Raw genomic sequence first — 13,443 nt, forward strand, 5'->3', positions numbered from 1 at the left:
GTCCCATGGCCCCAAGTTACCGAAAATCCCAGGAAATGTTTGAGGAGTCCCAGGTTTATATACCCGGGGGAGTGAACAGCCCGGTACGGGCTTTCAAGTCCGTAGGGATGGATCCGCCTTTTATTGCCAGGGGCAACGGTTCCCGGATGTGGGATGTGGATGGCAATGAGTATATTGATTATGTGTGCTCCTGGGGACCTCTTATTTTAGGACACCGCCATCCCGCCGTAATGCATGCGGTCCAGCGCTGTTTAGAGCGGGGCATTACCTACGGCGCTCCCACGGATTTGGAACTAACCCTGGCGCGGATGGTGGTGGAGGCTCTGCCCGGGGTGGAAATGGTACGCATGGTGAACTCGGGCACCGAAGCCACCATGAGCGCCCTGCGTTTGGCCCGGGCCTACACCAAGCGCAACAAGATTGTTAAATTTGAAGGCTGTTACCACGGCCATCATGACTCTCTTTTAATTAAAGCCGGGTCGGGAGCCTTAACCCACGGCGTTCCCACCAGTCCCGGCGTGCCGGAGAACATTGCCGGCAATACCATCAACGCCCGTTACAATGACCTGCCGCTGCTGGAGAAAATAATGGCCGAGGTGGGCCGGGAGGTTGCGGCCATTATTGTTGAACCGGCGGCCGGCAACATGGGGCTGGTTCCCGCTGCCGAAGGCTTTCTGGAGGGCCTGCGGAAACTTTGCAACCAGTACGGCGCCCTGTTGATTTTTGACGAAGTGATTACCGGCTTCCGGCTCAGTTACGGCGGGGCCCAGTCTTACTATAACGTAACGCCTGATTTGACCTGTTTGGGTAAGATTATCGGCGGCGGTATGCCTGTGGGCGCCTATGGCGGGGTCCGAGAAATCATGCAGATGATTTCCCCGGCAGGACCGGTGTACCAGGCGGGAACCCTGTCGGGCAATCCCCTGGCCATGACGGCGGGGATCGCCACCCTGGAGCAGCTTCAGCAGCCCGGAGTCTATGAAGAGTTGAACCGTAAATCCGCCCTGCTGGCCCAGGGTTTAAGCCAGGCGGCTAAAGCCGCCGGGGCATCGGTATGGTTTAACCGGGTACAGTCCCTGCAGTGCACCTTCTTTACCTCCCAGGCGGTTACGGATTTTGCCAGTGCCTCAACTTCCGACACCAAGCGGTATGCAGCCTTCTTTAAAAGCATGCTGGATCAGGGAATTTACCTGGCGCCGGCCCAGTTTGAAACGGCCTTTGTTTCCCTGGCTCACACCGACGAAGATATTGAGCGTACGGTGGAGGCTTCCTTTAATGCCTTTAAGGCCGCCGCTAATATTTAAAAAGACCAGGAATATAAAAAAGAACGGAAACAGGAGGAAGATGCCGTGATTATTACCACCACATCCAACATTGAAGGAAAACCCATCCGTCAGTATCAGGGATTGGTTTGCGGAGAGGCCATCATGGGCGCCAACATCGTGCGGGATGTTTTTGCCACCATTACCGATGTTGTGGGCGGCCGCAGCGGAGCTTACGAGGATAAGCTGGCCCAGGCCCGGGAGATCGCTTTAGAGGAAATGCAGGAACAGGCCCGGCGTGCGGGCGCCAATGCGGTGGTGGGCGTGGATCTGGATTATGAAGTAATCCGGGACGGCATGCTCATGGTCACCGCCAGCGGAACCGCCGTGACCATTTAAAGGATAAAGAGGCTGTGCAAAACGGTTTTGAGTTGCGCTTGAAAAATGCAGATAACCCGGCGAACAACCGGACGAATAAGAAATAGAACGCGGATTGAACGGATGATACGGATTTACGCGGATTTTTTATTAAAAATAATAAAATCCGTGAGAATCCGCGGAAATCCGTAAAATCCGCGCTCTATTCTCTTTTTATTTGTGGGAAATAAAGAGCTGCGCAATCCAACCATTCCGGTTTTTTGCCACAGCTCTTTTTGCTTTTTACAGCACCGTATCCAGATTCACCAGCAGCCATAGCTGGTCTCCTTTTTTGACAACGCCTTTGAGAAAATCCACATTGTCGCCAATCATGTTGGGAGGCTCCACTTCACTGTCGGTATAGCGGCCCACCTCAAGCACGCTGTCCACAATCATGCCGACCTTATTTCCCTTATTTTCCACCACAATGATGCGGGTATCTTCACTCTGCTCGGTTTCAGGCAAACCAAGACGGCGATTTAAACTGATCACCGGCAGGATATTTCCGCGAAGGTTAATAATACCCTCAATGTAGTAATCTGTATTTGGCAGCCGGGTAACTTCTGCCATGCGAATGATTTCCTGGGTTTCATTGATAGGGAGGGCGTACTGCTGGTCGTTTAATTGAAATACAACCAGTTGTTCTTCTTGACCAACTGCCATACAATCAACTCCTTTAATTTTCATCCTGAATAAAATCATGGGATTTTTATTCAATCTGAATAAGCTAGTTATTCTACAAATGTAGAATATTTCCTCTGCCGTAACAAAATACTAGGGTTATTTTATTTTGCCGTAAACATTTTGCAAGAACTGCCGGCAAAGGATTACATTTCTATAAAAAGCCGCAAAAACAATTGACTGATAATTTAAATAAGTTATAATAAAGACAATACCTAACCAGTCGGGTGAGCCTGGCCGGGAGGGTGCAACAATGTAGCATATTCCCTGAGGAGAAAGGTAAAGCCTTGGCCAAGGGGTATACCATTTGTGGTGTACACTACCCATCTGTGCCTTTCTCTGGCCGGATGGGTTTTTAATTTGGGAGGTGTATGATGAGTCGGAGAATTGGGGTGGTGGGAATTGTGATTGAAGATCGGGTAAAAGCTCCTGAAATTAACCATGTATTAAGTCAATATTCGGATATCATCATTGGCCGCATGGGTATTCCCCACAAGGAGCGTTCACTGTCGGTCATATCCCTGATTGTTGAGGGCAGCAATGACCAGATTGGCGCAATGGCCGGAAAACTGGGAAACATCAAAGGGGTTCAGGTGCGGGCGGCCTTGAGTACCAAATACTAGGGGGTGGTTCATCTGCAGTACCGTATGGAGCAGGATCTAATCGGTAAGAAAGAAATCCCCGCCGAGGCCTATTATGGCATTCATACCGCCAGAGCCGCCGAGAATTTTCAGGTTTCAGGGCAAAGGGTGCATCCGGAGCTGATTAAAGCCATGGCGGTGGTGAAACAGGCGGCGGCGGAAACCAACCTGGCCATTGGTTTGCTGGAGCCCCGGGTGGGCAGCGCCATTTTCCAGGCGGCGGCGGAAATCGCCGAAGGGAAGCTGGCGGATCAGTTTATTGTGGACGCACTCCAGGGCGGGGCGGGAACCTCCACCAACATGAATGTCAATGAAGTCATTGCCAACCGCGCCATTGAAATTCTGGGCGGGACCAGAGGAGATTATACGCTGGTCCATCCGGTGAACCACGTGAATATGTCCCAGTCCACCAATGATGTCTATCCCACCGCCCTACGGATCGCGGCGATCCGGCTGCTGGTCCATCTTTCCGAGTCCTGCGCCGCCTTGCAGGGGGCGCTCCAAACCAAAGAGGCGGAGTTTGCCGGGATATTGAAGGTTGGACGTACGGAAATGCAGGATGCCGTACCCATCACCCTGGGTCAGGAGTTCTCCGCCTGGGCCGAAGCCATCTCCCGAGACCGCTGGCGGCTGTATAAAGTGGAGGAAAGACTCCGGCAGGTCAATCTGGGAGGAACGGCGGTAGGAACCGGGTTAAATGCCGAAAGGAAATATATTTACTCGGTCATCGAACGGCTCAGGGCCTTAACCGGACTGGGGCTGGCCCGGAATGAAAACATGGTTGACGGCACCCAGAATGCCGATGTGTTTGTGGAGGTTTCCGGCTTGGTGAAGGCCTGTGCCGCCAGCCTGGCCAAAATTTCCGCAGACCTGCGGCTGCTGTCCTCGGGCCCCAGGGCGGGACTGGGGGAAATCCGGCTTCCAGATTTACAGGCGGGTTCCTCCATTATGCCGGGAAAGGTGAATCCGGTGATCCCCGAGATGGTTACCCAGGTGGCCTATCAAGCCATGGCCCAGGATTTGGCCATTACCCTGGCGGTCCAGGGCGGGCAGTTGGAGTTAAATGCTTTTCTGCCTCTGGTGGCGGCCAACCTGCTGCCGGCCATGGAAAGTCTCGGTAACTCCATGCGCATCATGGCGGATCACTGTATCCGGGGAATTGAGGCGGTGCCTGAGAAATGCGGGGCGCATCTTCATAACAGTGTGGGAATCATCACCGTCATTTTGCCTCATGTGGGCTATGATGTAGCCTCGGAGCTGGCCAAGAAAGCACTGAAAACCGGCCGGCCGGTGCGGGAAGTTATTTTGGAAGCGGGTTTATTCACCGGGGAGGAATTAGACCAACTGCTGCGACCGGAGGAAGTGACCCGACCGGGTATTGCCGGAAAAAGAAAGAAGAAATGAAGCTCAAGGAGGGGGAAGGAATGAATTCAACCCCAAGGGGAAACCGGCTGCATATCGCCATCTTCGGCCGTCGTAATGCAGGAAAATCCAGTTTAATTAATGCACTAACCAACCAAGATATCGCCGTTGTTTCCAATGTTCCGGGAACCACCACCGATCCGGTATACAAGGCTATGGAAATATTGCCTGTGGGTCCGGTGGTGATGATTGATACCGCCGGCATTGACGATACCGGAGAGTTGGGTGAACTGAGGGTTCGGCGTTCTATAGAGGTACTGAATAAGGCGGATATGGTGCTCCTGGTCATGGATGCGGGGGCGGGGATCACCGAATATGAAATGGATATTGCCAAACGCTGTCAGGAGAAAAAGCTCCCGGTAGTGGCCGTCCTTAATAAAATTGATGCCAGCCCGGTTACCGCCCTGCAAAGGCAGGAAGCTAAAGAGAGGCTGGGTGTGGAACCGGTGGCGGTCAGCGCCCTCACCCGGGAAGGAATCAGCGATTTGAAAATTGCCCTGGTGCAGGCGGCCCCGCCCAGTTGGGATGAACAAACCATTGTGGGTGACCTGTTGAATCCCGGGGATGTGGCGGTCCTGGTGATCCCCATTGACCTGGCTGCTCCCAAGGGACGTTTGATTCTCCCTCAGGTTCAGACCATCCGGGATATTTTGGATCACGACGCCATGGCTTACATGGTTAAGGAGCGGGAACTGAAGGAATGCATCCGGACACTCAATAAAAAACCCCGTATGGTGATTACGGATTCCCAGGCCTTTCTTAAAGCAGACGCGGATACGCCGCCGGATGTCCTGTTAACCTCCTTCTCCATCCTGTTTGCCCGGTATAAGGGCGATTTAGAAACCCTGGTGGCGGGAGCCAAGTCCATTGAAAAGCTTAGACCCGGCGATAAGGTGTTGATTGCCGAGGCCTGTAGCCATCACCGTATGGAAGACGACATCGGAACCGTGAAGATCCCCCGCTGGATACGGCAGATTGTGGGAGGAGATCTGGATTTTCATTGGAGCAGCGGCCATCGTTTTCCGGAGGATTTAGCCCAGTATAAATTGGTGGTCCATTGTGGTTCCTGTATGATCAACCGCAGGGAGATGCTTTCCCGCATCATGCAGGTGCAGGCAGCCGGCGTTCCCATTGTGAACTACGGTGTATGCATCGCTTATGTGCAGGGCATTCTCCGGCGGGCGCTCTCACCTTTCCCTCTGATTCAGGAGATTTTGGACGACGAAGATTAATTCATAGGAAAGGGGTGAAATCCTTTGCGAGAAGAATTTGTCAAGGCTCTGTCCCGGGCCGGGTCCGGAGAGGAATTAAACCGCCGGGAAATCATAACCTTGCTTCAAGCCGAACCCGGAGAGGAAGAAAACCAGCTCTTTGCTCTGGCGGACAAAGTCCGGCAGCGCTATCTGGGAGACGAGGTTCACCTGCGGGGAATCATCGAATTTTCCAACTACTGTCGTAACGATTGCCTCTACTGCGGGTTAAGGCGCAGCAACAGCAACATTAAAAGATATCGTATCCCGGTGGAGGAAATTGTGGCTGCCGCCAAGCATGCGGCGGATTTGGGTTATGGCACCATCGTTTTGCAATCCGGGGAGGATTTTCATTACTCAGGGGAAGAACTGGCGGAAATCATTCGTAGGGTCAAAGGGGTCAGTAATTTTGCCATTACCGCCTGTGTGGGCGAACGGAGCCGTGAAGATTACGAGCGGATGAGAGAGGCCGGGGCGGACCGCTATTTGTTAAAACATGAAACCGCTGACCCGGAGCTGTTTGCCAAATTACGACCGGGAACCACCCTGGAAGAAAGGGTGAAAAGATTAAACTGGCTGCGGGAATTGGGTTATCAGGTGGGGTCCGGGAATATGGTGGGACTTCCGGAGCAAACCCCGGAAACCCTGGCCGACGATATCCTGCTGATGAAGGAGCTGGATGTGGAAATGGCCGGCATGGGCCCCTTCATCCCTCATCACCAGACGCCCATGAAGGATTGCCCGCCGGGAGATGTTGGTTTGACTCTAAAAGCCCTGGCTGTGGCAAGGCTGGTACTGCCCCAGACCCATCTACCGGCCACCACGGCCCTGGGAACCTTGAATCCCGAAGGTCGGCAGATGGCCCTGGGGTGTGGAGCCAATGTAATTATGCCCAACCTGTCTCCGGCTCAATACCGGGAAATGTACGCCATTTATCCGGAAAAGGCAGGGAGCAAGGAAGATGCCGACGAGTCCCACGAAAGGATTACTTCTCTGGTGAAAAAGGTAGGACGCACCGTAAGCAAAGGACGGGGTGACAGCCCTAAGGAATTATTTAGGAACCAGCCGGCTTAAGCAGCCGGGGAAAGGGAAGGTGGAGAATATGGCAGTGAACAAGGCGATTTATAATAATCAGTGGGAACCGGCCGATTTTATTAAAGAAGACGAGATCAACCGGATGCTGGAGGAGGCAAAGAACGCTTCTCCGGACAAAATACGGGAGGTTATTGCAAAGGCTCGTCAGGCCAAGGGGCTAAACTTGGGGGAAGTAGCCCTGCTGCTCCAGAATGAAGACAAAGAATTGCTGGAACAGATGTTCCAAGTGGCCAGTGAACTGAAACTCAAAATTTACGGCAAGCGTCTGGTGCTGTTTGCCCCCCTTTATATCAGTGATCATTGCGTTAACAATTGTGTATACTGCGGTTACCGCCGGGACAATCAATTTTCCCGCCGCAAGCTGAGCCAGGAGGAAGTGGCCGAGGAAGTAAAGGTATTGGAATCCATGGGTCATAAAAGACTGGCTCTGGAAGCCGGTGAGCACCCGGGTGAATGCCCCATTGATTACGTTTTGGAATGTCTCAACACCATCTACAGCATCAAATTTGAAAACGGCAGCATTCGCCGCTGCAACGTAAACATTGCCGCCACCACCATTGAAGAGTATAAAAAACTTAAAGAAGCAGGTATCGGCACTTATATTCTGTTCCAGGAAACCTACCACCGGGAGACTTATAAGAAGATGCATCCCAGCGGCCCCAAAGCCGATTATGACTGGCACACAACCGCCCACGACCGGGCTATGATGGCCGGTGTTGATGATGTAGGCTTTGGCGTACTTTATGGACTTTATGACTATAAATTCGAGGTTATGGCTCAGATTATGCATGCCCAGCACATGGAAGAACGTTTCGGCGTGGGACCCCATACCATTTCCGTACCCCGCATCCGTCCGGCCCAAGGGGTTGATTACGACAGTTATCCTTATTTGGTAAATGACGAACAGTTTATGAAACTGGTTGCCATTCTCCGTTTGGCGGTTCCCTATACGGGCATGATTATTTCCACCCGGGAAAGTCCCCAATACCGGGATATGCTGCTCAATTACGGCATCTCTCAGATTTCCGCCGGTTCCTGTACCGGGGTGGGAGGATATAAAAAAGAGGCCGAGCGTCTGGCCTGTTTGGCCGATGGAAAAACCGACTGCTGTTGTGACGATACACCGCCGCAGTTTGCCGTGGATGATCACCGCAGCCCGGATGAAGTTCTGAACTCGGTTTGTCAGTCCGGCTGGCTGCCCAGCTACTGTACCGCCTGTTACCGTAAAGGCCGCACCGGGGACCGCTTTATGGCACTGGCTAAAAACGGGGAAATTCAAAACGTATGCCAGCCCAACGCCATTCTCACCTTTAAAGAATACCTGTTGGACTATGCCTCTCCGGAAACCAGGGAACTGGGAGATGAGACCATCCGCCGTCATCTGGAAGAAATTAAAAGTCCGGAAATTCGCAGGATTACTGAAGACCGGTTAAAACAAATTGAGCAAGGGGCCAGAGATTTATACTTTTAATGGCCAAAAACAGCCTGTTAAGTTGAGAACAGGCTGTTTTTTTTGTTAACCCCTATGAATTTTTCGGAATGAAGTTATAATAGGAATGAAGTTATAATATAAACGCAGACAAAAATTTTTCGGAGGTTTTTATCTTGCAGAGTGGAGAGGTTCATTTAGCCAAGTACATGAACATTGCCGCGGACATTGCGGACAGGATCGTAAGGGGAGAATATCAAGAGGGCCAAAAGATATTTGGCCGGTCAACTTTGGCGGGGAAGTATAATGTTTCGCCGGAGACCATTCGCCGGGCTTTGATTTTGTTGCAGGAAGCAGGAATTGTTCAAGTTACACCAGGGGTGGGAGTGGCTGTTAAGTCCCTTGACGCGGCGCAGAAATATTTGGAGGACTTTGGTCAAAGACGGGTGCTCCAGGGTTTGCATGAACAGTTGTATGATTTGGTCAAGAAACGGGATCAATTAAATGAAGAAATATCCAAGTTGATCGAGGAATTAATGGAGCATACCCTTCAGGTGGAATCAAGATTTAACAAAATTGAAGAGTGGAAAGTATTACCCGAATCCCCGCTGGTGGGAAAATATCTTTCCCAATTGGAACTGTGCGATCAGAGCCGTGTTTTGACTATTCAAAGAAAAGATGTGGGCGAAATTGTTAATCCTACTTCAAAAAATGTGATTGAAGGCGGCGATATTATTACCATCTTTGGAACTTTAAGCGCCTCCTGTAAAAAAGGATTAGTAAGAGTTTAATAAACATTAGAATATGATTTATAAAAAAGGTGCTAAGGCATCTTTTTTATGTTGAATTCAAAACAACTTGCATGATATAATGAGTTGTGGCAACTTTATAAAAACATGACGTTGCCTGGAAAAATATGCTTAATTCCGTGATCGGAAGCGGAGGAACCAATTCCGGGGTGAATCCTATGTTAATAGGTAGGGTTTCCTTTCGACCCGAACCCGTCAGCTAACTTCGTAAGCATGAAGGAAAGGATGGGATAGTATGTCTGTAAAGATGTGGCAGGACGAACAGCAGTTAGAATGGGAGAAAAGGGACATTGCCCTTAGAAGGGCGGCAGAATTAAAGGATCAAATTACAGAATACCTGGAGCAGAAAAAAAGTATACCGGACGGGTTTGAAATCCAAGGAGAATACACCAAGGCAAAAAGTGAGTTGCTGGAGTATTTTAATGCCACTGAGGAACAGTGGAATGACTGGCGCTGGCAGATGGCCAACCGGATTAGAGATGTCAGAATTTTAAGCCGGTTGGTTCGCCTGGAATCCGACGAATTTAACGATATCGAAAAGGTAGGCCGTCAGTTCCGCTGGGCTGTTTCGCCCTATTATTTAGCCCTTGCCATTGCCGGCGGAAAAGAAGGCCCGGTTTGGCGCCAGGCTATCCCCAGCGGCCTGGAGATTCTTGACCGCTACGGCAAGGAAGATCCCATGGGAGAGGAGTTTACTTCTCCTGCGGCCGGTATTACCCGTCGTTACCCGGACCGCTTAATTATCAACGTAACCAATCAGTGCGCCATGTATTGCCGTCATTGCCAGAGACGCAGGAACATCGGAGATATTGATGTTCATAAGCCCAGGCAAGTGCTGGAGGCTTCCCTGCGGTACATCAGAGAAAATCCCGAAATCAGGGACGTTTTAATAACCGGGGGAGATGCGTTGCTCCTATCCAACAAGCAGTTGGACTGGCTGTTAACCGAGCTTGACAATATCCCCCATGTTGAAATCAAACGGATTGGCAGCCGGATACCGGTGACCATGCCCCAAAGGGTTACTTCCCAGCTATGCTCCGTGCTGGAGAAGCACCCGCCCATTTACATGAATACTCAGTTTAATCATCCCCTGGAAGTGACTCCTGAGGCCAAGAAAGCGTGCGATATGCTGATAAAGGCCGGAGTTGTGCTGGGTAACCAGGCGGTTTTGTTGAAAGACATCAACAATGATCCCCATGTCATGAAGCGGTTAAACCACAGCCTCTTGCGCATTCGGGTGAAACCCTATTACATTTTTCATGCGAAAGCGGTGAAGGGTACCCGGCATTTTATCACCGGGGTGCAAGACGGTATTAACATTATGGAACAATTGAGAGGGTTTACCTCCGGTCTGGCGGTACCCACTTACATTATCAACGCCCCCAATGGTTATGGAAAAACGCCGATCCTACCCCAGTATATTCTAGAAAATAAAAATGATCATGTAACGATCCGTACCTGGGAAAAACGAGTTATTCCCTATTCCGTCAGCGGTTAGCTTATAAGACTGCGGTAAACCAGAAAGCGTCCCCAATTTATCTTTTATAAAATAATGAGCTGCGTAAAAGGAACGATTCTGTGTTCTTTTTGCGCAGCCCTTTTATTTTGCGCTGGTTCAGCAGATAAAATTTTTTTCCGAAGCAAATTTATGATTGACAAGAACGAATGTTTGGTATAAAATCACAACAAAACAAATGTTCGGTGGTGTTAAACATGATTAAAAGTGTTGAATTCAATGGGGGTTTTATCCCTCCGGGAACCGTCCTCCCTTTGGAATCCTCCTCCAATTTTGATTTTACCGATGAAGTTCTCACCTGGTTGGGAAACAAAGATTCTTCTTTGGATACCCGGGTGGGCATGGGGGTTTGTTACTTGACGGCATTTTTTATGATCGGACAAATATTCCGGTATGTGTTTTCCTGACAAAGGGAAACAATGCCCTAAGAGAGTCTGGTTATTTTCCTGGTGAGTGCATCATAATAAATACATGACCAAGGTATATGTATTAGGAGCAGGGGCCAGTGCGGCTTATACGGGATCTTTCCTGGGTGAAACAAGCCCCGTAGCTAAAAACTTTTTTCAAAAGGCCATGCGGGTGATGAATATCCACCAGGTCAAAAACCGGTACTTCGGTGATGAAAACTTGAAATACCGGCATATTTTTGCTTTCATTGAGGAATTCTGGGGCATTTCCAAAGATAAAATAGCCCGCTCCGATCTGGATATGGAAGAGGTATTGACCCTGCTCAATATTGAACTCCAGGAGGATACTGCGGGACAAGGCCGCCTTGTACAAGCCTATGAAGAATTCCTTTTATTAATGGCCTTAACCTTTGATAAAATTTTGTACGGAACCCCCTGCCCGCACTACCAAAGAATTGCGGAATCCCTGCAACCGGAGGATACGGTTATATCCTTTAACTATGAGCTGCTGATGGATTACGCCCTGTTAAACCGAAAGGATGCCCGCGTCTTTTGGCATACCCGGGACGGATACGGGATTCCCTGTAATAATTTGCAGCCCTCCGCCAGAGAGAAGGAGCAGGGAGAATTGTGGAGACATGAAGCGACCGGACCGGCGCAACCTTCTTCCAACATTCAATTACTAAAGCTGCACGGTTCCCTAAACTGGCTCTATTGCCCCCGGTGCGGCCGGCTATTTACCTACCAGCACGATGGTGTTGCAGGACAGAGTTTAATTATTAACGGAATGGCCAATATGCTAAATTGCATGACCCGAAATTGCTGCCAGCGTTTAAGCCGGGTCATTATTCCGCCTACCTTAATGAAGAATTATCAGTCGGTGCCCTTTATACCGAAATTATGGGGGCAGGCCCGAAGGGCTCTAGAGAAAGCCTCGGAAATTATTATCATCGGTTATTCCTTTCCTCCCACAGACTTTCGGTCTAATTGGATGTTTCGTAAAGCCATGACCCGGAATCAGAACCTGAAAAGAGTGGTTGTCATTGATACAGCCGAGAGATACCCGTTAAAAACACTGTTAACGAAACATAAGAGCATTTTTAGAGTGAACGATATTGCATTTTATCCTAACCTAGCTGAATACAGTCCAAGGATTACCCCCCAGGCGGTTCAATAATCGGATATATATTTTTTCAGGGGAAATGCTAAAGAGAAAGACCCACCCGTCGCTTGTGGGATGCGCGGAAAGGTAAACGGGCAAAGGTGTCAACAAAACCACTGGACAAACCGACACCCATAGAAAGGTAAGGGGTTGCCTTTCTAAATGGGCTCCTGGTTCTACTACAGGAGTCCATTCTTTTTGCTCAAGGGGTGCGGGTTGCAAGGCCTAGGGTAAGGTCTGAGTCCTGAGCTGGAGTAAGCTCTTAAATGTGACATAATAAAAAATGAATAATGTTATAACATATTGAAAAAATATTTTAATAGGTATATAATTAGCTCATTAAATACTGAATGTGTTTACAATTAGTGCCTGTACCTTCTGTTACCGACTACATAAATTCAGGAGGGATACGAAGATGACCCATTTTATTAAATCATGTCCGGTATGTGGAGAACTGCTGGTTGAGCAACTAATTAACGTTAAAGTTGAAAAAGATGTGCAAACCTGTTACGCAGAATCCATTCCAGCACTGGTTTGTAATAATGAAAACTGCAGCAATAAAGAGAGATATTTTGCACCCTTTTCTTTTAACTTATTGAAAATGAAATGTCCTGAAATTACGAAATGGTAATTTCTTACCCGGCAGTAGCCGGGTTTTATGTTTGTATTGAACCTTGCAATTAGGACCGGTTCATTTATAATGGATAATGGAATGGAAGTACAAGCAGATCAGCGGAGGGATGAACCATGAAAATCGGTAATCTTGAAAAGCCGTCTTTTGTAAAAATCCATCAGGTTTTTTTATCTTTAATTAAAGAAATGACCGGTCTTGAGGCAAACCCGGAACAAAACTGGACCGAAATTGCGGACAGTGAAACCAGGGAGCGGATTGTTAAAGAATTTGTTAGAAGAATGGAGCGGCAATATGCTTTAGAAATGGTACTTAACGCTTCCTTAAAGGATAAGGAAGGGTCTTTGGAAGGGGTTATTGGAGAGATCTATCATGTTTTTTCCACCATGTTTCTGGTTGAGGCGATCAACAGCAAAATCAGAGCCGGGCAGGGCGGGGTGGATGTAACGTAATGCGGTAAAGCATAAAGAAAAACACCTAGGTTTAAGTAACCAGGTGTTTTTACTTGGTGCGGCAGAAGGGACTTGAACCCCCACACCCTAACGGGCATAAGAACCTGAATCTTACGCGTCTGCCAATTCCGCCACTGCCGCAAATGTTTTATCTTGGGAGACTTGTCTCCACCGACAAGGACTATTATAACTCATTACATTATGGGAAGCAAGAGCAAATTAATACAATTTTAGCTTTCTTTTAATACCTATCTAACTTTTTTAAGTTG

Annotated in this window: 14 protein-coding genes, 1 tRNA gene and 1 riboswitch; of the genes, 13 read left to right on the forward strand and 2 right to left on the reverse strand. The window is 49.2% G+C overall.

Annotated elements, in window-relative coordinates; genetic code table 11:
• Positions 1-5 precede the first annotated feature (5 nt).
• Both hemL and DESRU_RS08290 read left to right on the forward strand, forming a co-directional pair.
• A complete protein-coding gene (hemL, locus tag DESRU_RS08285) occupies positions 6-1,304 on the forward strand; it encodes a glutamate-1-semialdehyde 2,1-aminomutase (RefSeq protein ID WP_013841660.1) in 1,299 nt (432 codons plus the stop codon).
• 45 nt (positions 1,305-1,349) lie between these two features.
• Entirely contained in the window at positions 1,350-1,661 is a 312-nt protein-coding gene (locus tag DESRU_RS08290) for a YbjQ family protein (protein ID WP_013841661.1), read from the forward strand.
• 261 nt (positions 1,662-1,922) lie between these two features.
• Here the strand turns inward: DESRU_RS08290 and DESRU_RS08295 are convergent, their stop codons facing one another.
• Positions 1,923-2,342 carry a chemotaxis protein CheW gene (locus DESRU_RS08295; protein ID WP_013841662.1) on the reverse strand — a complete coding sequence of 140 codons (420 nt, stop codon included), beginning with the start codon at positions 2,340-2,342 and terminating at the stop codon, positions 1,923-1,925.
• A gap of 392 nt (positions 2,343-2,734) precedes the next feature.
• On the opposite strand from DESRU_RS08295, the gene DESRU_RS08300 reads away from it, so the two are divergent.
• The 11 genes from DESRU_RS08300 (at position 2,735) to DESRU_RS08350 (ending at position 13,174) form a co-directional block, all read left to right on the forward strand.
• Positions 2,735-2,983: a TM1266 family iron-only hydrogenase system putative regulator gene (locus DESRU_RS08300; RefSeq protein WP_013841663.1), complete on the forward strand. Its 249-nt coding sequence runs from the start codon at positions 2,735-2,737 to the stop codon at positions 2,981-2,983.
• 3 nt (positions 2,984-2,986) lie between these two features.
• Positions 2,987-4,405, forward strand: a complete 1,419-nt coding sequence (locus DESRU_RS08305; RefSeq protein ID WP_013841664.1) for an aspartate ammonia-lyase — start codon at positions 2,987-2,989, stop codon at positions 4,403-4,405.
• A 20-nt stretch (positions 4,406-4,425) separates the two neighbouring features.
• Positions 4,426-5,655, forward strand: a complete 1,230-nt coding sequence (hydF, locus tag DESRU_RS08310) for a [FeFe] hydrogenase H-cluster maturation GTPase HydF (RefSeq protein WP_013841665.1) — start codon at positions 4,426-4,428, stop codon at positions 5,653-5,655.
• A gap of 24 nt (positions 5,656-5,679) precedes the next feature.
• The gene (gene hydE / locus DESRU_RS08315) at positions 5,680-6,747 is read left to right on the forward strand and encodes a [FeFe] hydrogenase H-cluster radical SAM maturase HydE (RefSeq protein WP_013841666.1); all 1,068 of its coding nucleotides are present in this window, start codon (positions 5,680-5,682) and stop codon (positions 6,745-6,747) included.
• A 28-nt stretch (positions 6,748-6,775) separates the two neighbouring features.
• Positions 6,776-8,239, forward strand: a complete 1,464-nt coding sequence (hydG, locus tag DESRU_RS08320) for a [FeFe] hydrogenase H-cluster radical SAM maturase HydG (RefSeq protein WP_013841667.1) — start codon at positions 6,776-6,778, stop codon at positions 8,237-8,239.
• 134 nt (positions 8,240-8,373) lie between these two features.
• Complete coding sequence (locus DESRU_RS08325; protein WP_013841668.1) at positions 8,374-8,988, forward strand: winged helix-turn-helix domain-containing protein; 615 nt, start codon at positions 8,374-8,376, stop codon at positions 8,986-8,988.
• A gap of 116 nt (positions 8,989-9,104) precedes the next feature.
• Positions 9,105-9,235: riboswitch (cyclic di-AMP (ydaO/yuaA leader) on the forward strand.
• A gap of 6 nt (positions 9,236-9,241) precedes the next feature.
• On the forward strand, positions 9,242-10,504 hold the full coding sequence (gene eam / locus DESRU_RS08330) for a glutamate 2,3-aminomutase (RefSeq protein WP_013841669.1): 1,263 nt from the start codon (positions 9,242-9,244) through the stop codon (positions 10,502-10,504).
• Positions 10,505-10,671: 167 nt separating this feature from the next.
• Positions 10,672-10,929 (forward strand): hypothetical protein, encoded by a 258-nt coding sequence (locus DESRU_RS08335; RefSeq protein WP_187290626.1) that lies wholly within the window; start codon positions 10,672-10,674, stop codon positions 10,927-10,929.
• A gap of 64 nt (positions 10,930-10,993) precedes the next feature.
• Complete coding sequence (locus DESRU_RS08340) at positions 10,994-12,106, forward strand: SIR2 family protein (RefSeq protein ID WP_013841671.1); 1,113 nt, start codon at positions 10,994-10,996, stop codon at positions 12,104-12,106.
• 400 nt (positions 12,107-12,506) lie between these two features.
• On the forward strand, positions 12,507-12,722 hold the full coding sequence (locus DESRU_RS08345; protein WP_013841672.1) for a hypothetical protein: 216 nt from the start codon (positions 12,507-12,509) through the stop codon (positions 12,720-12,722).
• A gap of 116 nt (positions 12,723-12,838) precedes the next feature.
• Complete coding sequence (locus DESRU_RS08350) at positions 12,839-13,174, forward strand: hypothetical protein (protein ID WP_013841673.1); 336 nt, start codon at positions 12,839-12,841, stop codon at positions 13,172-13,174.
• 54 nt (positions 13,175-13,228) lie between these two features.
• Here DESRU_RS08350 and DESRU_RS08355 read toward each other — a convergent pair.
• Positions 13,229-13,315 (reverse strand) — tRNA-Leu (locus DESRU_RS08355).
• Positions 13,316-13,443: the final 128 nt, after the last annotated feature.

Origin of the sequence: Desulforamulus ruminis DSM 2154 (assembly GCF_000215085.1) — a bacterium.
Lineage (GTDB): Bacteria > Bacillota > Desulfotomaculia > Desulfotomaculales > Desulfotomaculaceae > Desulfotomaculum > Desulfotomaculum ruminis.

Bases quoted from the DNA above. Each gene is read 5' to 3' on its own strand.
- DESRU_RS08345 (WP_013841672.1), top strand. From the start codon at position 12,507: ATGACCCATTTTATTAAATCATGTCCGGTATGTGGAGAACTGCTGGTT.
- DESRU_RS08335 (WP_187290626.1), top strand. From the start codon at position 10,672: ATGTTTGGTATAAAATCACAACAAAACAAATGTTCGGTGGTGTTAAAC.
- DESRU_RS08350 (WP_013841673.1), top strand. From the start codon at position 12,839: ATGAAAATCGGTAATCTTGAAAAGCCGTCTTTTGTAAAAATCCATCAG.
- eam (WP_013841669.1), top strand. From the start codon at position 9,242: ATGTCTGTAAAGATGTGGCAGGACGAACAGCAGTTAGAATGGGAGAAA.
- hemL (WP_013841660.1), top strand. From the start codon at position 6: ATGGCCCCAAGTTACCGAAAATCCCAGGAAATGTTTGAGGAGTCCCAG.
- DESRU_RS08295 (WP_013841662.1), bottom strand. From the start codon at position 2,342: ATGGCAGTTGGTCAAGAAGAACAACTGGTTGTATTTCAATTAAACGAC.
- DESRU_RS08300 (WP_013841663.1), top strand. From the start codon at position 2,735: ATGAGTCGGAGAATTGGGGTGGTGGGAATTGTGATTGAAGATCGGGTA.
- hydF (WP_013841665.1), top strand. From the start codon at position 4,426: ATGAATTCAACCCCAAGGGGAAACCGGCTGCATATCGCCATCTTCGGC.
- hydG (WP_013841667.1), top strand. From the start codon at position 6,776: ATGGCAGTGAACAAGGCGATTTATAATAATCAGTGGGAACCGGCCGAT.
- DESRU_RS08340 (WP_013841671.1), top strand. From the start codon at position 10,994: ATGACCAAGGTATATGTATTAGGAGCAGGGGCCAGTGCGGCTTATACG.